Origin of the sequence: Burkholderia sp. WAC0059, assembly GCF_002870125.1 — a bacterium.
Taxonomy (GTDB): Bacteria; Pseudomonadota; Gammaproteobacteria; order Burkholderiales; family Burkholderiaceae; genus Paraburkholderia.
Map to the genome: position 1 here is coordinate 69,144 of NZ_PNEO01000021.1, position 18,942 is coordinate 88,085.

Annotated in this window: 18 protein-coding genes and 1 pseudogene; 11 read left to right on the forward strand and 8 right to left on the reverse strand. The window is 66.1% G+C overall.

Annotated elements, in window-relative coordinates; genetic code table 11:
* The first annotated feature begins 1 nt into the window (after position 1).
* The 7 genes from ttcA to CY652_RS19830 all read left to right on the forward strand — a co-directional run bounded on the left by ttcA (position 2) and on the right by CY652_RS19830 (position 8,319).
* Entirely contained in the window at positions 2-967 is a 966-nt protein-coding gene (gene ttcA / locus CY652_RS19805; protein ID WP_102132418.1) for a tRNA 2-thiocytidine(32) synthetase TtcA, read from the forward strand.
* Between the two features lie 289 nt (positions 968-1,256).
* The gene (gene glmU / locus CY652_RS19810) at positions 1,257-2,636 is read left to right on the forward strand and encodes a bifunctional UDP-N-acetylglucosamine diphosphorylase/glucosamine-1-phosphate N-acetyltransferase GlmU (RefSeq protein WP_102132419.1); all 1,380 of its coding nucleotides are present in this window, start codon (positions 1,257-1,259) and stop codon (positions 2,634-2,636) included.
* Positions 2,637-2,705: 69 nt separating this feature from the next.
* Positions 2,706-4,523, forward strand: a complete 1,818-nt coding sequence (gene glmS / locus CY652_RS19815; protein ID WP_102132420.1) for a glutamine--fructose-6-phosphate transaminase (isomerizing) — start codon at positions 2,706-2,708, stop codon at positions 4,521-4,523.
* Positions 4,524-4,692: 169 nt separating this feature from the next.
* Complete coding sequence (locus CY652_RS24190) at positions 4,693-5,007, forward strand: hypothetical protein (protein ID WP_146010155.1); 315 nt, start codon at positions 4,693-4,695, stop codon at positions 5,005-5,007.
* Between the two features lie 329 nt (positions 5,008-5,336).
* Positions 5,337-5,672, forward strand: coding sequence for a hypothetical protein (locus CY652_RS19820; RefSeq protein ID WP_146010156.1), 336 nt, complete (start codon positions 5,337-5,339; stop codon positions 5,670-5,672).
* A 244-nt stretch (positions 5,673-5,916) separates the two neighbouring features.
* Positions 5,917-7,152, forward strand: coding sequence for a bacteriohopanetetrol glucosamine biosynthesis glycosyltransferase HpnI (hpnI, locus tag CY652_RS19825; protein ID WP_374703682.1), 1,236 nt, complete (start codon positions 5,917-5,919; stop codon positions 7,150-7,152).
* A gap of 132 nt (positions 7,153-7,284) precedes the next feature.
* Positions 7,285-8,319: a lysylphosphatidylglycerol synthase domain-containing protein gene (locus CY652_RS19830; protein WP_102132422.1), complete on the forward strand. Its 1,035-nt coding sequence runs from the start codon at positions 7,285-7,287 to the stop codon at positions 8,317-8,319.
* A gap of 56 nt (positions 8,320-8,375) precedes the next feature.
* On the opposite strand, the gene CY652_RS19835 is transcribed toward CY652_RS19830, so the two are convergent.
* The 3 genes from CY652_RS19835 to CY652_RS19845 all read right to left on the reverse strand — a co-directional run bounded on the left by CY652_RS19835 (position 8,376) and on the right by CY652_RS19845 (position 11,203).
* Entirely contained in the window at positions 8,376-9,587 is a 1,212-nt protein-coding gene (locus CY652_RS19835; protein WP_102132423.1) for an MFS transporter, read from the reverse strand.
* Positions 9,588-9,916: 329 nt separating this feature from the next.
* On the reverse strand, positions 9,917-10,498 hold the full coding sequence (locus CY652_RS19840; RefSeq protein WP_102132424.1) for a hypothetical protein: 582 nt from the start codon (positions 10,496-10,498) through the stop codon (positions 9,917-9,919).
* Between the two features lie 87 nt (positions 10,499-10,585).
* The gene (locus tag CY652_RS19845) at positions 10,586-11,203 is read right to left on the reverse strand and encodes a hypothetical protein (protein ID WP_102132425.1); all 618 of its coding nucleotides are present in this window, start codon (positions 11,201-11,203) and stop codon (positions 10,586-10,588) included.
* Between the two features lie 828 nt (positions 11,204-12,031).
* On the opposite strand from CY652_RS19845, the gene CY652_RS19850 reads away from it, so the two are divergent.
* Both CY652_RS19850 and CY652_RS19855 read left to right on the forward strand, forming a co-directional pair.
* Entirely contained in the window at positions 12,032-12,778 is a 747-nt protein-coding gene (locus CY652_RS19850) for an SIR2 family NAD-dependent protein deacylase (RefSeq protein ID WP_102132426.1), read from the forward strand.
* Between the two features lie 87 nt (positions 12,779-12,865).
* Positions 12,866-13,735: an NAD(P)-dependent oxidoreductase gene (locus CY652_RS19855; RefSeq protein WP_102132427.1), complete on the forward strand. Its 870-nt coding sequence runs from the start codon at positions 12,866-12,868 to the stop codon at positions 13,733-13,735.
* 340 nt (positions 13,736-14,075) lie between these two features.
* On the opposite strand, the pseudogene CY652_RS19860 reads toward CY652_RS19855, so the two are convergent.
* The 5 genes and pseudogenes from CY652_RS19860 to CY652_RS19880 form a co-directional block, all read right to left on the reverse strand.
* A pseudogene (locus CY652_RS19860) lies at positions 14,076-14,324 on the reverse strand (TrbI/VirB10 family protein); the annotation flags it as partial.
* 33 nt (positions 14,325-14,357) lie between these two features.
* Positions 14,358-14,768 carry a VOC family protein gene (locus CY652_RS19865; RefSeq protein ID WP_102132428.1) on the reverse strand — a complete coding sequence of 137 codons (411 nt, stop codon included), beginning with the start codon at positions 14,766-14,768 and terminating at the stop codon, positions 14,358-14,360.
* Positions 14,769-14,855: 87 nt separating this feature from the next.
* Positions 14,856-15,956: an alkene reductase gene (locus tag CY652_RS19870; protein ID WP_102132429.1), complete on the reverse strand. Its 1,101-nt coding sequence runs from the start codon at positions 15,954-15,956 to the stop codon at positions 14,856-14,858.
* 11 nt (positions 15,957-15,967) lie between these two features.
* Complete coding sequence (locus CY652_RS19875; RefSeq protein WP_102132430.1) at positions 15,968-16,987, reverse strand: alcohol dehydrogenase catalytic domain-containing protein; 1,020 nt, start codon at positions 16,985-16,987, stop codon at positions 15,968-15,970.
* A complete protein-coding gene (locus CY652_RS19880) occupies positions 16,984-17,640 on the reverse strand; it encodes an NADPH-dependent F420 reductase (RefSeq protein WP_102132431.1) in 657 nt (218 codons plus the stop codon). Before CY652_RS19880 ends, CY652_RS19875 begins: the two co-directional genes overlap by 4 nt.
* A gap of 101 nt (positions 17,641-17,741) precedes the next feature.
* Here CY652_RS19880 and CY652_RS19885 point away from each other — a divergent pair, with 101 nt between their 5' ends.
* Positions 17,742-18,119: a winged helix-turn-helix transcriptional regulator gene (locus CY652_RS19885; protein ID WP_102132432.1), complete on the forward strand. Its 378-nt coding sequence runs from the start codon at positions 17,742-17,744 to the stop codon at positions 18,117-18,119.
* Between the two features lie 356 nt (positions 18,120-18,475).
* The gene (locus CY652_RS19890; protein ID WP_102132433.1) at positions 18,476-18,919 is read left to right on the forward strand and encodes a nuclear transport factor 2 family protein; all 444 of its coding nucleotides are present in this window, start codon (positions 18,476-18,478) and stop codon (positions 18,917-18,919) included.
* The last annotated feature ends 23 nt before the right edge of the window (positions 18,920-18,942 follow it).

Here is an 18,942-nt window from a genome sequence, read left to right on the forward strand (position 1 = left end):
CATGAACGCCCCCGAACCGTTGCCGGCTCCGGCCGACGAAACCGGCCGCCACGCGCTCACGCGCCGCGAGCAGAAAGAAGCCTACGAGAACAACAAGCTCTTCAAGCGGCTCGCGCGCCAGGTCGGTCAGGCGATTGCCGACTACAACATGATCGAGGACGGCGACAAGGTGATGGTCTGCCTTTCGGGCGGCAAGGACAGCTACGCGATGCTCGACGTCCTGCTGCGCCTGCGCGAGCGCGCGCCGATCGACTTCGACATCGTCGCCGTCAATCTGGACCAGAAGCAGCCGGGCTTTCCGGAGCACGTGCTGCCCGAGTACCTGACGCAGCGCGGCGTGCCGTTCCACATCGAGAACCAGGACACCTACAGCATCGTCAAGCGCCTCGTGCCCGAGGGCAAGACCACCTGCTCGCTGTGCTCGCGGCTGCGGCGCGGCATCCTGTACCGCGTCGCCGGCGAACTCGGCGCGACGAAGATCGCGCTCGGCCACCATCGCGACGACATCCTGCAGACGCTGCTGCTGAACCTGTTCTACGGCGGCAAGCTGAAGGGCATGCCGCCGAAGCTGCAGTCCGACGACGGCCGCAACGTCGTGATCCGGCCGCTCGCCTACGTGAAGGAAACCGACCTCGAGAAATACGCCGAGCTGCGCGCGTTTCCGATCATTCCGTGCAACCTCTGCGGCAGCCAGCCGAACCTGAAGCGCGCCGAGATGAAGGCGCTGATCCGCGAGTGGGACAAGCGCTTTCCGGGACGCGTCGACAACATGTTCAACGCGCTGTCGAACGTCGTGCCGTCGCACCTGATGGACCCGGCGTTCTTTCCGTTCGCGGGGCTGCGCGCGAGCGGCGTCGCCGACCCGCAGGGCGACATCGCGTTCGACGAGGAGCCGTGCTCGAGCCCGGACCCGCTGGGCGATGCGGGCCGGCCGATCGCGTTCGTGCCGCTCGACGAGCGCGACTAGGCGAGCGGCGGGCGCCGCCCCTAGCCGATATCCCAGGCCGACCCCAGGCCGACCCCAGGCCGATCGGCATTCCGACTGCCGGCCGATCCCCGGCGCCGGCCGCCGATTTCGGAGTCCCCGGGGCGCGGTTTCCGTCGAACCGGGGACCGCGATGGGCGTACCCGAAAGCCGGGCGCAGCGCGCCGCGCCGCCGCCGCCCGAAAACCCCTCCGGACGCGGCCCGCAGCGGAATGCGGACGGGGCCGCATGCTAGAATTTGCGCTCTTTTCCACCGTTTTTCGCCGATGCCATGAACATCGTGATTTTGGCGGCGGGCGCCGGTACGCGGATGCACTCCGCATTGCCGAAGGTGCTCCATCCTCTGGCCGGCCGACCGCTCCTCTCGCATGTCATCGACACGGCCCGCAGCCTCGGGCCGACGCGGCTCGTCGTCGTGATCGGTCACGGCGGCGAGGCCGTGCGCGCTGCCCTCGCCGCGCCCGACGTGCAGTTCGCGGAGCAGCGCGAGCGGCTCGGCACCGGGCACGCGCTGCAGCAGGCGCTGCCGTTCATCGACCCGGGCGCGCCGACGCTCGTGCTTTACGGCGACGTGCCGCTCACGCGGGCCGGCACGCTGCGGCGGCTCGCCGACGCGGTGGCGGGCGGCGCGAAAGACGGCAAGGGCCGCTACGGCCTCCTGACCGTCACGCTCGACGACCCTACCGGTTACGGCCGCATCGTGCGCGACGCCGCGGGCAAGGTCGCGCGCATCGTCGAGCAGAAGGATGCGAGCGCCGCCGAGCGCGAAATCGCCGAGGTCAACACCGGCATCGTCATGGTGCCGGGCGCGCCGCTCGCGGGTTGGCTCGCGGCGCTCAAGAACGAGAACGCGCAGGGCGAGTTCTATCTGACCGACGTCGTCGCGCAGGCGAAGGCCGACGGGTTCGAGATCGTCACGGCGCAGCCCGACGCGGTCTGGGAGACGCTCGGCGTGAACAGCAAGCCCCAGCTCGCCGAACTCGAGCGCATTTATCAGCGCAACACGGCCGATGCGCTGCTCGCGGCCGGCGTCACGCTCGCGGACCCGGCGCGCCTCGACGTGCGCGGCACGCTCACGTGCGCGCGCGACGTGTCGATCGACGTGAACTGCGTGTTCGAGGGCGAGGTGACGCTCGGCGAGAACGTGTCGATCGGGCCGAACTGCGTGATCCGCCACGCGACGATCGGCGCCGGCACGCGCGTGGACGCCTATACGCACATCGAAGGCGCGACGGTCGGCGCGCACGCGGTGCTCGGCCCCTACGCGCGGCTGCGTCCCGGCGCGGCGCTGGCCGACGAGGTGCACGTGGGCAATTTCGTCGAGGTGAAGAATTCGGTCATCGGCCAGGGCTCGAAGGCGAACCATCTGACTTACGTCGGCGACGCCGACGTGGGCGCGCGCGTGAACCTCGGCGCGGGCACGATCACCTGCAATTACGACGGCGTCAACAAGCATCGCACCGTGATCGGCGACGACGTGTTCGTCGGCTCCGACACGCAGCTCGTCGCGCCGGTGCGCGTGGGGCGGGGCGCGACGATCGCGGCCGGCACGACGATCTGGAAGGACGTGAACGACGGCGTGCTCGTGCTCAACGACCGGAAGCAGACCGAGAAGCCCGGCTACGTCCGCCCGACGAAGAAAAAGCGCTGAAAAAAGGAACCGGGCGGGCGCGTTTCGCGTGGCGGCCCGCGCCCCCTCATTTGCAAAGGATCGATTTCCATGTGCGGCATTGTCGGCGCGGTTGCGCAACGTAACATCGTCCCCGTCCTGATCGAAGGGCTGCGGCGCCTCGAATATCGCGGCTACGACTCGTGCGGCGTGGCCGTGCTCGGCGCCGACGGGCCGCAGCGCGTGCGCAGCGTCGCGCGCGTCGCCGACCTCGACGGGCAGGTGCGCGAAGCCCATTTCGAAGGCGTGAGCGGCATCGCGCACACGCGCTGGGCGACGCACGGCGCGCCGACCGTCAACAACGCGCATCCGATCGCCTCGCGCGATGCGCTCGTGATCGTGCACAACGGCATCATCGAGAACTACGAGGTACTGCGCGAAGCGCTGCGCGCGAAGGGCTACGAATTCGTCTCGCAGACCGACACCGAGGTCGTCGCGCACCTGATCCACAGCCATTACGCGGGCGACCTGTTCGCGGCCGTCATCGCGGCCGTGCGGCAACTGCACGGCGCCTACGCGATCGCCGTCATGCACCGGGACCAGCCGCACACGGTGGTCGGCGCGCGCGCGGGCTCGCCGCTCGTCGTCGGCCTCGGCAACGGCGAGAACTTCCTCGCCTCCGACGCGCTGGCGCTCGCCGGCAGCACCGACCGCTTCATCTTTCTCGACGAAGGCGACGTCTGCGAACTCACGCTCGACGCGGTGCGCGTGGCGGACCGCCACGGCAACGCGGCGCGGCGCGAGGTGCGCGAGGTGCAGGCCTACGGCAGCGCCGTCGACCTCGGCCCGTATCGCCACTACATGCAGAAGGAAATCTTCGAGCAGCCGCGCGCGATCGGCGACACGATCCTCGCCACCGACGCGTTCGTGCCGGGCCTTTTCGGCGAGCGCGCCGAGGCGGTGTTCCGCGACATCGACAGCGTGCTGATTCTCGCGTGCGGCACGAGCTACTACTCGGGCCTGACGGCGAAATACTGGCTGGAGTCGGTCGCGAAGATCCGTACCGAGGTGGAGATCGCGAGCGAATACCGCTACCGCGAATCGGTGCCGAACCCGCGCACGCTCGTGATCGCCATTTCGCAGTCGGGCGAGACGGCCGATACGATCGCGGCGCTCAGGCACGCGCAGTCGCTCGGCCATACGCACACGCTCGCCGTGTGCAACGTCGCGACGAGCGCGATGGTGCGGCTCACCGAGCTTCGCTTCCTGACGCACGCGGGCACCGAGATCGGCGTCGCCTCGACGAAGGCCTTCACGACGCAGCTCGTGGCGCTGTTCACGCTGGCCGTGACGCTCGGCCGGCTGCGCGGGCACGTGAGCGCGGCCGACGAGGCCAGCTACCTGAAGCAGTTGCGGCACCTGCCGGCGGCGCTCAACGGCGTGCTGGCGCTGGAGCCGCAGATCATCGCGTGGTCGGCCGAGTTCGCGCGCCGCGAGCATGCGCTGTTCCTCGGCCGCGGCCTGCACTATCCGATCGCGCTCGAAGGGGCGCTCAAGCTCAAGGAAATCTCCTACATTCACGCGGAGGCCTACCCGGCCGGCGAACTCAAGCACGGGCCGCTCGCGCTCGTCACCGAGGCGATGCCGGTCGTGACGGTCGCGCCGAACGACGCGCTGCTCGAAAAGCTCAAGTCGAACATGCAGGAAGTGCGCGCGCGCGGCGGCAAGCTCTACGTGTTCGCCGACGCGGGCACGCACATCGTGAGCGAGGACGGCATTCAGGTGATCCGCATGCCGGAGCACTACGGCCTGCTCTCGCCGATCCTGCACGTCGTGCCGCTGCAACTGCTCGCTTACCATACGGCCTGCGAGCTCGGCACCGACGTCGACAAGCCGCGCAATCTCGCGAAGTCCGTGACGGTGGAGTGAGGGGATCCGCCCCGGATTTCAAAAAAGAAATCTTCCCGTCATGTCGCGCTAAGGCTCCCGATCCAACAATGGTCGCGTAGGGAGCCGGATCGACCGACTCCCGCTTTCCGTGACGCGAGCGCGCGCCCGCATCGTCGGGCGCCTCTTGCGGCGAGATTCGAGAGTCGTCGTGAACACATCAGACTGTAGTGCTTCCCGTTCTCCGGCCGACGAGGCGTGCGCCGCGAAGCGGCGGCGGTCCGCGAAACGGCTGATCGTCGTCGCGCTCTTCGGCGCGGCGCTTGCCGGGTGCAGCACTCTGAGCCCGGCGCAATCGGCGCAATCGGCGCAATCGGTGCGACCGGCACCCTCGGCCCAGGCGGCCGGGGGCGAGCGGACGACGGCGGCCGTGCGGCAGACGGATCAGCGGGTCGATTACGCGGGACAGCCGTGCGGAGACCCGAACCTGCACGTGCACATGCCGACCTGTCTTTTTCCGCGCTGACGCCGGCGTCCGTCTTCCCTTCTCCCTCTCTTCTGCCGCCCGCCGATCCGGCCCGCGGCGGTGCCGTTGCAGCCCGGCCTGCCAATCAAACCGTCATCTTCGGCCGGGAGAATGCTTGAGTAAGACCATCGACGTTCCATGCTCCGCTGTCCCGCCGCGCCGGCGCTTCAGCGCGGCGGCCGGAACGCGCGATCGGATTGCTTAAGGGTTTCTTCAGGTTCTGTCTGTACCATCGCCGCGATTTTCCGCCCCGCCGCTGGAAGGAAAGTGAAAGAAGCCGCGGATCTTCTGTCTTTCACCCGGTGTTGAACAGACTTATGAAAGCGTCCATGATAGACATGCTGCGCGCTTATCTTCTGGCAGCTTCGTTGACGGCGGCGTTCATCGATGCGCTCATGTCGTTGGCGCTCGCGATGGGCGTGTCCGACGGCATCTTCCAGTCCCTTACATTTCGCTTTGGAGTGTTGATCGCGGTAGCCTGCGCCGTGCTGATCGTCAGGCTGGCGGCGCGCAGCGCGTTTCGTTCGGCGCTGGCCGGCCGCCAGGTGACGATCGGCGGCTCGTCCGTCGAAACGGTCCTGATTCGGCCGGCCTGCCCGCGGCGGGAGCTGGTCATTCTTCACCTGCGCTTCAATCGTCGGCTCTTCGCGATGGCGAGCCGTTGACCGACGATCCTTGCCGCGCATGCCGCCCGGGCACGGGCGATGCGCGGGTCAGAACGTTGCATGCAGTTGCGTTGCGGATCGGCCGGCCGGGGGCGGCAGCCGGTCCGCCTTGACTTAACCGAAGGTTGTCGGAGCGATTCATGAAAGCAGGGTCCTGGCGGTTTTCCCGTGGCGGGTGGAACGCCGCATGAGCAGTGTCCATTCCACCGGCGCGGAGCCGGAAAAGCGCGCGGGTTATGCCGGCATCGCCCGGTTCGGCTGGCTGGTCCTGCTGGTCGTGCTGGTTTCGGCCGCGGCGCTCGTCGTTCGCGACGGCGCGTGGCCGGCGGTGCGCCTCCTGGCGCAGGGGCTCGCCATGCTCTGCGGGACGGCCGCGCTGCTGGGGTGCATCTATACCCTGCTGGCCGGCGTGCTGGTCCGCCGATTCTTCGCGCGCGAGCCCGTCGAGCCCGCGAACTGTCCGTCCGTCACGGTCGTGAGGCCGCTGCACGGCGACGAGTGGTCGTTGCAGCGCAATCTCGAGAGTTTCTTTCAGCAGGATTACGCAGGGCCCGTGCAGTTCCTGTTCGGGGTCCACGACTCGTCGGACCCCGCGTTGCGCGTCGTCGAGACGATCCGGCAGCTCTATCCGGACGCGCACATCGACGTCGTGGCCGACGCGCGCCTTTACGGGCCCAACCGGAAGATCAGCAACATCCTCAACATGCTGCCGCAGGCGCGGCACGACGTGTTCGTCTTCGCCGACAGCGACGTGAGCGTCGGCCCGTCCTGGCTGCGCCACGCCGTCGGCGCGCTCGAGCAGCCGGACGTCGGGCTCGTGACCTGTGCCTATCGCGGCGAGCCGGCGCCGGGCTGCTGGTCCCTCCTTTCGTCGGTTTCGGTCAACTACCAGTTCATTCCGGGCGTCGTGGCCGGCGTTTCGCTGAAGCTCGCGCATCCGTGCCTCGGGCCGACGATCGCCATGCGCCGCTCGACGCTCGACAGGATCGGCGGTTTCGAGCCGTTCGTCCATCACCTCGCCGAAGACTATGAAATCGGCCGGGCGGTGCGCAACGCCGGCGAGAAGATCGTCATTCCGCCGTTCGTCATCTCGCACGCCTGCGTCGAACGCGACGCGGCTTGCCTCGTCGGGCACAAACTGCGCTGGGGCCGCACGATCCGGGCCATCGATCCGCTCGGCCACCTCGGTTCGGCGCTGATGCATCCGGTCGCGCTCTCGGTGCTGGCCGTGCTGCTGTCCGGGGCGGCCGCGTGGAGCTGGCCCGCCGTTCCGCTTGCCGTGCTCGCACAGCTCGCGCTGAAGCGGCAGGCCGATCGCGCGCTGTCGACGCGCCGCAGCGCCTGGTGGCTGCCGGCGCTATGGGATATCGCGTCGTTCGGCGTTTTCGTGGCCAGCTTCTGCTCGCGGCGCGTGAGTTGGCGCGGTTTCAGTTTCAACGTGGATAGCGAGGGACGGCTGTCCCCGATCGAGGACCGTTAGCACGCGACGCCGATTGTTCGACCAGACGGGCCGGCCCGGCGTACGGGCCGAGCCGCGCGTTGCCGGAACGGCCGGCAGGCCACGACGGGCGCGAGGACAGGCGGGCGCGGTTCCGAAGACGGTGAAGGCGCGATGAAGCATATGGGACGCATGGCGGCGCTGGCGGGGCTCGCGGTTTCGCTCTGGCTCGTCTGCCGTGACAATCCGGGCACCGTGCTCGCGCTGATGCGCGCGGCCGGCGCGGGTCTCGTGCTCGCGGGTCTCGCGCACGTCCTGCCGATGCTCGCGAACGCGCGCGACTGGCAGACGCTGATTCGCGGCGCGGGCCGGCCCGGCCTCGGCGCGATGCTCAAGCTCGTGTGGATTCGCGAATCGGTGAACGGCATGCTGCCGGTGGCGCGCATCGGCGGCGAGATCGTTTCGTTCCGGCTCATGCGGCGTCAGGGCGTGCGCCCGTCCGTTGCGGCGGCCAGCCTCGTCGCCGACATCCAGCTCACGCTGGCGAGCCAACTACTGTTCACGATGGCCGGCATCGGCTATCTGCTGACGCAGTCGGCCTCGGGCGCCTGGCGGCTCGCGGGCGATCTGGCCTGGGGCGTCGCCGCGCTCACGCCCGTGCTCCTGCTGTTCGTGCTGCTCCAGCACGCGCGGCCGTTCGAGCGCCTCGCGCGGCTGCTCGACCGCGTGACGAGCGGCCAACTGGTCGCGCTGATCGGCCCGTCCGCGCAGATCGACCAGTCGATCCGGCTGATCTGGCGCCGGCACGGCGTCGTGCTGCGCTACCTGTTCATCTGGCAGCCGCTGCAATGCGTCGGCACCGCCCTCGAACTCTGGCTGGCCCTGTACTTTCTCGGCGCGCACGTGAGCCTCGTCGAGGCCGTCGTCATCGAATCGCTGATCCAGGCCGTCAGCAGCGCGGCCTTTTTCGTGCCGGGCGGCCTGGGCGTGCAGGAGGGCGGGTTCGTGGTTATCGGCGCGGCCTTCGGGTTGCCGCCGCCGACCTGTCTCGCGCTTGCGGGGGCGAGACGCATTCGCGATCTGCTGATCTTCGTGCCGGGGCTCGTGGCCTGGCAATTCGCCGAGTCGCCGCGCGACGCGCTGTTCAGGCGCGTCGGCCGCTGGTTGCCCGTGCGCGTGGCGGGCGGGCGCACGGGCCGGCGTTCCTGAGTCCGCCCGGCGGATCACATAATCGTCGCCGCTTTCGTCGCTGCTTGTTGGCCGCCTTAGGCCATCTTCGCGGGATCGGCGCGTCCGCCGCGGCCGAACACCAGAAAGAGCAGGGCGAAAAGCACGAGCACGATCGTCGAGGCCGAGAACATCAGCGTGGCCCAGCGGATGCCGGCCATCTGCACCGCGACGCCGAGCCCGATGACGGGCAGCGAGATCGCGACGTAGAGCACCACGAAGAACAGCGACGTGACTTCGGCGCGCCGCTGCACGGGGCTGGCGGCGACGATGTCGCCGAGGCCGGCGCGGAAGCTGATGCCCTGGCCGATGCCGGCCAGCACGGTGCCGACGAGCAGCGCGCCGAGCGAGCGCTCGGGCACGCACAGCGCGACGCCGACGAGTCCGGCGATGAGCCCGATGCAGCCCGCCGGCTGGCGCCACCGGTCCGCAAGGTTGGCCTGCACGCGCTGGCCCAGCGCCGAGCAGGCGAACAGCAGGAACACGATGGCGCCGATGAGCAGGCCGTTGTGATAGCCGAACACGACTCGCACGAGTTGCGGCACGACGGCGGCGAAGAAGCCCACGACGACGAAGCCCGCGAACCCCGCGATCGCCGCCGGGATGAATGCGCCGCGCACTTCGTGCGGCAGCGACAGACGCTGCACCTGGAAGCGGATGCGTCCGCCGCGCGGCGCGATCTGCGGGATGCCCCACACGCCGATCAGCGCCGCGGCCACGAGCAGCAGATGCGCGACGTAGGGAATGCGCATCGGCAAGGGCAGCGCCTGTACGAGCACGCCGCTCAGCAGCGGGCCGAGGCCCAGGCCGAGCATGTTCGACGCGGTCGCGGCAAACGGCGCGTGAGGTTGCCACTTCAGTGGCACGAGCTCCATCACGGCCACCGACGCGGTGCCCGTGAAAATGCCCGCCGAGATGCCGGAGAGCAGACGTCCGAGCATGAGCGCGTAGAGCCCGTTGCTGAGCAGGAACGTGATGCCCGACGCGGCGGAGACGACGAGCCCCGCGATCAGCATGCGCCGGCGCCCGACCTGGTCGGACCAGTTGCCCGCGAGCAGCAGCGCGCCGAGCACGCCGATCGCGTAGGACGCGTAGATCACGGTGATGATCGGCGTCGTGAAGCCGTACCGTTGCTGATAAAAGGCGTAAATCGACGTCGGCAGCGTCGTGCCCATCATGTTGATCAGAAACGCCAGTGTGACGGCGATGAAAGCGCCGGCTGAACGCGGCGCGACTTCCGAATCTTGCATCGATCTGTTCCCGAGCGGTGAGGCCGGACGAAGGCGGAACACCATGCGGCACGGCGTGTCGGCGGCGATCGCCGCGGGGGAGAAGCGCGGCCGACGGACGCGAACGGCAGGCGCGTGGTGTGCTGTCAGGCGGCGCGAAGGTTCGCGCCTGTCGGCATTGTAGAGCGCGTGGCGAATCGTTGCCCGCGGGCGGGACGGGTGCGCGGCGCAGGGCGATTCGCCGATGCGCGGCGCGTGGCGTATGCGGATTCGGGCGATCGATTAAATGAAAAGGAGAAGCATTTTTACTTCTCCTTTTCCATTCGCTTCTTCATCGGTTTGCGGTTGCGCTAGTGCACGGTCGTCGTCGACGTGCTGGGCAGCGGCGGCAGGTTTTCGCGCGCGCGCACGAACGGGTCGGTGGGCTCCATGCTGTGGTCGACGACCGCCGTCTGCAGCGGCTGGCCCGTCGTCGAGGCCGTCGGCGGGGACGACGGCTTCTGCCCGCAGGGATGGTCGGTGAGCGCGGCCGCGTCGCGGAAATCGTCCTCCTGACACATGATGTTGAACGCGATGTCCTTGCGGTCCATCCGCCAGGCCACGGCCGCGTTCAGGCGCTTGTTGCAGTCGAGGTCCTTGACCGTCGCGCCGCCCGTCACGCCGACGCCGACCACGGACACGCCCGCGGAAATCGAGCCCCAGCAGGTTTCGGTCACGGACGCGACGAGCCCCGGCGCGTAGAGCGTCGGCGGGGTCCGCACGTCGTAGCCGCCGCTGTAGTTGATGGGTCCCCCCGAGGGGAAGTTCACCGTGTTGGCCACGTTCGAGGATTGCGACGAAGTCGAGGCGGTGCCGGTGGTGACGCTCTGCGCGTGTGCGGCGCTCGCCAGGAAGATGGCCCCCGCGGCGACCGCAAGCTTCAGTTTGTTCATTTGTGTTCTCTCCGGATTGCGGAGCGTGGAGGGAGGGGTCCAGCGCTCCCTCCACGCTTTCTGCTTTGGCTTTTCGAGCCCTGGTGCTTACCAGTGGAAGCCGCCCGTGATGGTGCCGTCGACACCGACGCCGGCCAGTACCGCGCCGCCGTCGGCCGTGGCGGTCCCGTTGCCCGAGCCCGTCGTGTAGTCGCTGAACGAGCCGCCGTAGTTCTGCGCGCCGCCGCCACTGAAGAAGCCGCCGCCTTCTGACACCGGCGTGAACGCCGTGTTGATCACGCTGTCCGAGAAGTTCTCGGAGCCCGTCTGGGTCGCGGTCGTGAAGCCGGCCGTGGTGGTCCAGGTATTCGTGGTCGTGCTGCCGGTCTGGTAGGGCTGGCCGTTCGGGTCGTTGGCGTAGGTGTTGGCGTAGCCGACGCTATTTTCCTGCGACGCGCCGAACGTGAGGCTCGCGTTCGAGAACGACTGGTTGCCTTGCGTCACGCTCGCATCGATGTGGCCGGGCGCCGTCAGGCTGGCCGAGAAGCCGCCCGAGGCGTTCGAGATCGACGACGAGTTGAGGGCGGATGCGCTGATGCCGGCGGCGGCGAGGCCCGAGTTAGGCGAGCTGACGCTGCCGAATCCGCCGCTGCCGCCGCCCGCGAAGGCGGCGGCGGACGCGAACGAAAGGACGACTGCGGCCGAGAGTGCATGGATCTTTTTCATGATGGTCCGATTCCTGATAAATAGGGGAACTAAATGGTCGGCCGAGGTCTCCCCTTGAAACCGGGCCGAGTGCCACGTAGAACTCCGACTGGGAGTTGCAGGAACTGCCACTTCGGAAACACCAACTGCAAACAGCGGGCGAGCAATGCTCGTTACTACATCGGAGCCGTCGCGGCGCAGGCGCGGGTGCGCGGGTCCGGACGGCTCCGTTTCCGCCGCCATGGCCTGACATGGCGGTAGAACGCGGTGGGGCGAAGGGCCGGGACGTTTCGGCGCGCATGATTCGTCGCGTCGAAGCGGGCGGCCCGCGCCCCGCTCCACACGAGAGGGCGAATCGGTTCGGCCTGAGCGGGACGGGGCGTTCGCAGGCGATGCGGCGAGCAGAGGGCGCGCCGATTTCGCTTCGGCGCTTTCGCGCCCGTCGAAGGCGCGCTGCGGCGAATGCCGCGCATCGGTGGATGTCCCCGTCGTTTCTTCAGGGCAGCGCGATCGCGAGCGGCTGCCTCGTCGGCTCCTCTCCCGTGGTGCAATTCATGTCGGTTACTTTCCCCTATGGATGCCTGCCCGAACCGGTCGGGCAGGATGGCGCCTGTCGAGCGGCGCGCTCTGCGCCACGGCCTCGTGCCGTGTCATTTGTCATCGGAATTGAAGGCACTTGCATTTAATACCGGGCTCAACGGGGCGTGTGTGTCCGAGGACACACGAGCCGGCATCGCGTGGCGTCGTCAATGGGCGCTTTCGCACACTGCCGCGGCGCAAGCGCAGCGTACCGATGCCGCCCGGCCGCGATACCATGTGACAGTCGCGGTTGCGCTCGGGAGAGAAGGCATGTCGGCAGGATCGTCGGGTGCTCGTCTGCCCCGCCTCTACGTTTTTTCGGGCGCGGGTCTGTCCGCGGAAAGCGGCATCTCGACGTTTCGCACCGGCGACGGCCTCTGGTCGAACGCGAGCATCGACGAGGTCTGCAACTTCATGACCTGGCGTCGCAACCGCGAGGCGGTCTTTCGCTTCTACAACGAGCGAATCGCCGAGATCGGGCGTGCCGGACCCAATGCGGCGCACCGGCTGCTCGCGCAGTGGCAGGAAACCTGGGGACGCGAGCGCGTCAGGCTCGTTACGCAGAACATCGACGATCTGCTGGAGCGGGCCGGCGCGCGCGGGGTCGTCCATCTGCACGGCGACACTGTCTCGCTGCTCTGCACGGCCTGCGACTTGCGCTTCCCGAGGAGCGGCGCGACGCTGAGCCCGAGCGCGCCGTGTCCCGAATGCGGGCAGGTCGAGACGGTCAAGCCCGGCGTCGTGTTCTTCAACGAGGCTGCGCCCGAATACGCGAAGCTCTACCGGATGCAGATGGAGATGACGATGGACGACGTCTTCATCGCCGTGGGCACCGCGTTCGAGGTGGTCGGCCCCGACCGGCTGCTGCCTGTCGAGCGCTGCGATCGCTACGCGCGCAATTTGCTCGTCGATCCTGCGCCTCGCCGCGCGGAATGTTTCGGCGTCGTCGAGCGCGAGCCGGCGACGGCGGGGCTGCGCAATCTCGCCGGCATCGTGCATGAGATGATGGGCGGATAGCACGCGCGTCCCCGCATTTGCCGGGGCGCCCTGCATTTGTTTTCCGGCTGTGCTTTACTGCCGGTTCTCTCAGTCAAGGAGTGTGCGATGGACATTGGTTTTATCGGTCTCGGCGAAATGGGCACCGCGATGGTTGAAAACATGCTGAAAGCGGGGCACCGCGTGCGCGTGTGGAACCGTTCGCCGCAGCGTGCCCAGCCGCTCGTCGCGGCGGGCGCGGAGATTGTCGCGACGCCGCTCGAAGCCTTCGCAGGCGATGCCGTTTTCTCGATGCTGGCCGACGACGCCGCGCTGCACGAAGTGATCGACGCGCGCCTGCTCGAGCAGGCGCCGCGCGGCATCGTGCACGTCAACATGGCGACGATCTCGGTCGCGCTCGCGAGCGAGCTGGCGCGCGTGCACGCCGAACGCGGACTGCATTACGTCGCCGCGCCGGTGCTCGGCCGGCCGGACGTGGCGAGGGCGGCGAAGCTGACCATCGTCGCGGCGGGGGCGGCCGAGGCCATCGACCGCGTGCAGCCGGTGCTCGACGCGATCGGTCACAAGACCTGGCGCATCGGCTCGCTGCCGCAGCAGGCGAACGTGATGAAGCTCGCGTCGAATTTCATGCTGGCCTCGGCCGTCGAGACGCTCAGCGAGGCGTCGGCGTTTCTGTCCGGACACGGCGTGGCGATGCGCGATTTCCTCGACGTCGTGACGAGCGGGCCGTTTCCGGGGCCGGTCTATTCGGGCTACGGCGGGATGATTGCCGAGCAGCGCTACGAGCCCGCGCTTTTCAAGGCGCGCCTGGGTCTCAAGGACGTGCGGCTGGCGTTGGCGGCGGCCGACGCCGTATCCACGCCGATGCCGGTGGCGAGCGCGGTGCACGACAGCCTGCTCGAAGCCGTGGCGCAGGGCGACGGGGACCTCGATTTCGCCGTGCTCGGCAAGGTCGCGGCCCGGCGCGCGGGACGCTGATCCGGCCCGAAGACTTGATGGCGCCGGCTGTGTACCGGCGTAACGAGGGACAGGAGGGAGGTCGGTTTTCGGTACGACCTCGTATCGCGTGTTGTATCGAGACAACATTCAGGGTGCGCACTACTTTACATATTGCAATACACCAGGGTTTTCGATATAGTGATTCCTGTCTCCTCCATGTCTCCTCTGATATGGATTCAGCCCGCCAACTTAGGCGGGCTTTTTTTCGTCCGTGCCCGGCGTACGCGGCGCGGACGCATAAAAAATGTCCGTCGTCAAGTCATTTGTGTCGATTTCCGGCGGGGTGAAAGGCCTTATAGGGTGATGTTTAGGCTGAATTTCAGTCGCTGCGTCTTCCCGTTGCTTGACGCGCCAGGTGTCGCATAGGTGCTTCGCGGTGGTACGGCCGCAGCACCAGGTCCTTGTTCACCATCACGTTGACCTGGAACCCCGGCCGTACCGTCAGCGTCGGCTGGATGCTCAGGTGGCGGCGTGCGATTTCCTGGCCGACCTGATTGGCCGTGTCCTGCGAGCTGTCGCGCAGCGCGATCACGGTATTGCCGTTGACGTTACCTGACTCGGTGACTGATGCACTTGGCCGCTCGTGATCAGACGGACCGCTTCACCGCTGAAAGATACTCACAAGATTCCTGTCCGGGTCCCTGAACATGGTATTGAGTGTGCCGTTTTCGTCCATGACCCGCTCGCGCCAGACGATCGTCACGCCGCGATCCTCGAGATCCTGCGAAGCCCGCTTGATGTCATCGACCTGCATCACCAGCGCCTTGTTGCCGATTGGCTTCAAATGATCGGGCGGCTCTGCAAAAAGTGCATCGATCCAGATGCTCTCCGCTCCCTTGATAAGTTCCAGATGGATGCCCTTGCATTCGAGAAATGCGAGGTCAGAGTTGACGGACTCGAAGCGAGTCCTTCTGACAAGCGTAAATCCCAGCACTTCTGTGTACCATTCGACCGAACGGTCGAGGTCGAAGACCGACAGGGCCATTCCATAAACCGAATAATCAGGTTTCATCGCTTACTTCCAGAGACTGTGCTGCACTCTCAAAGATCCGCCGCTCCATCACGCGACATCGATTGGGCTTGCCATACAAATACGTCGTCAGAGGGCTCTCGGATAGTCCGTATAACCGCGGAGGCCACCCTGGTAATACGTGTCGGGATCGGCCGGTGCCAGCGGGATGCCGTGCTGCAGACGCTCGACAAGATCAGGATTGGAGACGAAAGGGGCACCAAACGACGCCAGATTCGCGGCGCCCGACTGGATGAGCGTCTCCGCAGACGCCTTCGTCAAACTGCCATTGGCCATGATCAGGCCATCGTAGAACTTGCGGAAATGCTGGACTGTCCCGTCCTTCAGCGCTTCGACGGGCGTACCGGTCGGATCACCGACGGGGTGATAAAGCTGCAGGTATGCGATTTTCAGCTTTGAAAGCTGAGAAATCAGATACTCATAGGTCGCCAGTGTCTGCCCGGTCGGCTGAAACTTGTCCTGGCGATAGGCGGGACTGAGCTTGAGGCCGATCCGGCCCGGCCGCCATTCGGAAATCATCGCTTCGAGAATTTCGAGCACGAACCGGGCGCGATTCTCGATGCTACCGCCGTAGCGATCTTCCCGAAGATTGAACCGGTCGTTCAGAAACTCCGGAAGCAGATAGCTGACGATGCCGTGCAACTCGACACCATCGAAGCCCGCCTTCTGCGCGAGCCGCGTGGCATGGGCATAGTCGCCGATCGTGCGCGCGATGTCGCCGAGCGTCATCGCTTTCGGTATGGGCGACGTCTTGAAGCCTCCTGGGGTGAACACCGGCTGTTCCAGCGCAACGGCTGACGGCGCGAGCGGCAGTGCACCGCCGAGCAGGTCCGGATGCGAGGCCGCGCCGCAGTGACCGAGTTGTACGAAGATCCGGCCGCCTGCATCATGCACGGCATCGGTCACCTGCTTCCAGCCTTCGGCCTGCTTCTCGTTGAACAACCCGGGCACGTGGATCGCACCCATCGCGTCGGTGTTCGGCCAGGTGCCTTCGCTCATGATTAGCCCCGCCGACGCGCGCTGGCGGTAATACTCAGCCTGTAGCGGAATCGGGATCAGCCCCGGGTTTTCCGTCCGGGCCCTCGACATCGACGCCATGACAATGCGGTTCGGCAGTTCGACCTCGCCGAGCTTGATCGGTTGAAACAGGATATCGTTCGATGAACTCATCAGTACCTCGGTCAGAATTTTAGAATGACGTTTCCGGTCTTGCCCGGCGCCGAAACGGCATCGATCGCGGTATCGAGATCGGCCAGATCGAACTCCCGATAGCCGGCATAAATTCGCGGGACCGCGCGAGCAATGCGGATCGCCTCGGCCATGTCCTCGCCGTGCTCCTCCGGCGTCGTATCGTTACGCCAGGTGCCGAGCGTCACACTGCGCAACGTCAGCGCCCTCGGCACGAACAGGTTCAGGTCAGCCATCCGCCCGGCAAGCGCTCCGTAAGAGACAACCGTTCCGCCCATATTCAGCAACGCGGCAATATCCCCGATCAACGAACCACCCAGGCCGTCGAAGACGACTGGAATGTCACCGCCCGCCGCCTTGCGGACGGCGTCCTGCCAGCCACCGGACGACGTATCGACAATGTCCCCGCCGGGCAGCACCGCGGCCAGATGCCTGGCACTTTCTGGCGAGCGGACCAGCCGGATCGGCGCAAGCCCATCCTTCAGCGCGAACGCGGTGATGAGCTTGCCGACTGCGGACGCCGCGCCGGTTTGCACGATTCGGCGCGGTGTCGCTGAAAGCGCTCGCTGGCCGGCCCTGAGAACGTGCCGGGCCGTGATCGTGTTGATCAGTATTTGCGTCGCCACGCTGTCGGGCAGGTCGTCGGGCACGGCGACAAGACTGCCCGCCGGCACAACCGCCCGGCTCTGCCAGGCTCCCGGCGCAAAGAAGGCGACTCGCGAACCAACCGTGATCCCGGTGCCGTCGAGCGCGTGAGGCGCTGCGTCCTCGACTACGCCCGCGGCCTCCAGGCCCGGTACGCGGCCAAAAGGAATCGGGGACGCAGATTGTGAATACCGGGCTTCCACCAGTTGCAGGTCGCCGGGATGAATGATGCTGCGTGTCACGCGCACCCGAACTTCGCCGTCGGAAAGGGGAGGTTCGGAGATATCGTCCTCAACTTGAAGTACCGCGCGCGGGTCGCCGAAACGGTACTGGACGATGCGCCGCAAGAGATTCGTCGAACCGCTCATCGCGTAGCCCCCTGCCGCTCGCCGTTGAATGCAGGAAACGAACGTGGCGCCGGCCACGGCAGAAAGAAATCGTGGCCAGCGATCGGTGCACCAACACCCTGAATACGGCCGCCGACTTGCAGCAAACCGAGATCTACAGGGGCAAAGCCGAAGCTCTGCAAGAGACCCGCTACAGTTTCCCTGGCCTCCTGATCGTCGCCGGACAGGAAAGCGACGCGCCGCAACCCTCCGGAGACGGGTGCCTTTGCGAAGTTCGTCATGAATATCGTGTTGAGTGCCTTGACCACACGCGCTCCGGGCGCGAGCGCGGCGACACGTTCGCTCGAACTGCTACCGTGAAAATCGACCAGGCCGCCTGAAGGATTGCCGCCGTGGAAAGCGTTCGTCGGGTCGATCAGGATCTGGCCGTGCCACGCCGGAAGCGCCTGAAGGATCGCCTCGACTTTCGGCCAGGGCACGGCGAGCAGGACCACAGGACTATTCAATGCATCCTGAATCGTGCCGGCCATCGCCAACGGCCCAAACTCCGCAACCATGGACACCAGGCTGTCTGGACCCTGACTGTTGCTGAATACGATGTTGTGGCCCGCATCAACTGCTTTGCGGGCAAATGACTGGGCAATCTGCCCAGCGCCAATAGTCCCTATCCGCATGCTTGCATCTCCTGGGATCGTGTCTTCCGAAGATGGTAACGGCATGATAGACTAATTTCTAGTACATACTATTTAGTAAGTATAAAATGGAGTAAATTCAAATGACCGAAAGCCCGTTCACCTGTGGCATGGAGGCGGTACTCGACTTGGTCGGTGGGAAGTGGAAACTTCTGATCCTTTTTCATCTGATGAGTGGCAAGCGCCTCCGCTTTAGCGAACTGAGGCGGCTAGTAGGTGATGTGAGCGAGAAAATGCTGAGCCAGCAACTCAAGGAAATGACTGGCGATGGTCTTGTGCGGCGCATCGACTTCCATACCATTCCACCGCATGTCGAGTACGAACTGGAAGAATTTGGGAGAGGACTCGGTCGCGCCATTCGTCCAGTTTGTCAATGGGGAACGCAGAATATGGACCATATCGCGGCGATTTCTACGGCTCGGGCAAGCCGGATCGCAGCAGTGGGTCGCCGCTCAAAATAATTCTGCTTCGAGTCGAAGACGGATGCGCTATCTCATGCGAAGCGCTCTTCGCCAAATGGGAAACACTATCCCATCCGTCGCGAAAATCGACTAATGCCGAGTGGATCGGCCGATCTTCACTCGCCCCAAGGCAGCGCTTCTGGGGCGTCTTCCATGCGCCTTACCCGTCCAGCCTCAACGAGGTCGGCTTTGGCCTGTCCAGGTACACCCATCAGTTTCTCGTCTCACATTCATACTTACCAGGCAGTGCGTACTGGTCACAGAATAATTGCGGGCGGAGAATAGCAGTTGGCGATTGAAGAGCAGCGCTCTATAGCGGAGCCGTGGCAGCCGCCTACATACGGAGAGTAAAGAGAATGAGTTCATCCAGCGAAACTGAAAAGCGCATTGCCCTTGTGAAGGAATACTTCCGCAAGGGCGACACAGGCGACACGACGATCATCAACATGTTCGCCGACGACGTCGAACTGTATTTCCCCAAGTTCGGCACTCGCTCGGGCAAGGCGGCAGTAGGCGCTTTCGTGCAGGGTCTACTGGGACAGGTTCAGAGCCTCCAGCATTACCAGGAGGAGTACACCTACATCCCATTTGGCGACTACGTCGTCGTTGAAGGGTGGGAAAGTGGCGTGGCGAAGGACGGTACGCCATGGCCGGTCAAGGGCCGCTCCGACGGTCGCTTCTGCAACGTCTTCCGCTTCCGTGACGACTTGATCTCGCATCTGCATATCTACGTCGATCCGGATTTCGCGGGACGCGACACGGAACGTTTCTATTGGGGACTGGAACCGGTGTCCTCGTAATCATGAAAAGCGCGACAGGAAAC

Excerpts from the sequence above, each read along its gene's own strand:
- glmS (WP_102132420.1), top strand. The coding sequence starts at position 2,706 with ATGTGCGGCATTGTCGGCGCGGTTGCGCAACGTAACATCGTCCCCGTC.
- CY652_RS19885 (WP_102132432.1), top strand. The coding sequence starts at position 17,742 with ATGACCGAAAGCCCGTTCACCTGTGGCATGGAGGCGGTACTCGACTTG.
- CY652_RS19880 (WP_102132431.1), bottom strand. The coding sequence starts at position 17,640 with ATGCGGATAGGGACTATTGGCGCTGGGCAGATTGCCCAGTCATTTGCC.
- CY652_RS19875 (WP_102132430.1), bottom strand. The coding sequence starts at position 16,987 with ATGAGCGGTTCGACGAATCTCTTGCGGCGCATCGTCCAGTACCGTTTC.
- CY652_RS19835 (WP_102132423.1), bottom strand. The coding sequence starts at position 9,587 with ATGCAAGATTCGGAAGTCGCGCCGCGTTCAGCCGGCGCTTTCATCGCC.
- CY652_RS19830 (WP_102132422.1), top strand. The coding sequence starts at position 7,285 with ATGAAGCATATGGGACGCATGGCGGCGCTGGCGGGGCTCGCGGTTTCG.
- CY652_RS19820 (WP_146010156.1), top strand. The coding sequence starts at position 5,337 with ATGATAGACATGCTGCGCGCTTATCTTCTGGCAGCTTCGTTGACGGCG.
- CY652_RS19855 (WP_102132427.1), top strand. The coding sequence starts at position 12,866 with ATGGACATTGGTTTTATCGGTCTCGGCGAAATGGGCACCGCGATGGTT.
- CY652_RS19840 (WP_102132424.1), bottom strand. The coding sequence starts at position 10,498 with ATGAACAAACTGAAGCTTGCGGTCGCCGCGGGGGCCATCTTCCTGGCG.
- ttcA (WP_102132418.1), top strand. The coding sequence starts at position 2 with ATGAACGCCCCCGAACCGTTGCCGGCTCCGGCCGACGAAACCGGCCGC.
- CY652_RS19870 (WP_102132429.1), bottom strand. The coding sequence starts at position 15,956 with ATGAGTTCATCGAACGATATCCTGTTTCAACCGATCAAGCTCGGCGAG.
- CY652_RS19845 (WP_102132425.1), bottom strand. The coding sequence starts at position 11,203 with ATGAAAAAGATCCATGCACTCTCGGCCGCAGTCGTCCTTTCGTTCGCG.
- CY652_RS19850 (WP_102132426.1), top strand. The coding sequence starts at position 12,032 with ATGTCGGCAGGATCGTCGGGTGCTCGTCTGCCCCGCCTCTACGTTTTT.
- glmU (WP_102132419.1), top strand. The coding sequence starts at position 1,257 with ATGAACATCGTGATTTTGGCGGCGGGCGCCGGTACGCGGATGCACTCC.
- CY652_RS19890 (WP_102132433.1), top strand. The coding sequence starts at position 18,476 with ATGAGTTCATCCAGCGAAACTGAAAAGCGCATTGCCCTTGTGAAGGAA.
- CY652_RS19865 (WP_102132428.1), bottom strand. The coding sequence starts at position 14,768 with ATGAAACCTGATTATTCGGTTTATGGAATGGCCCTGTCGGTCTTCGAC.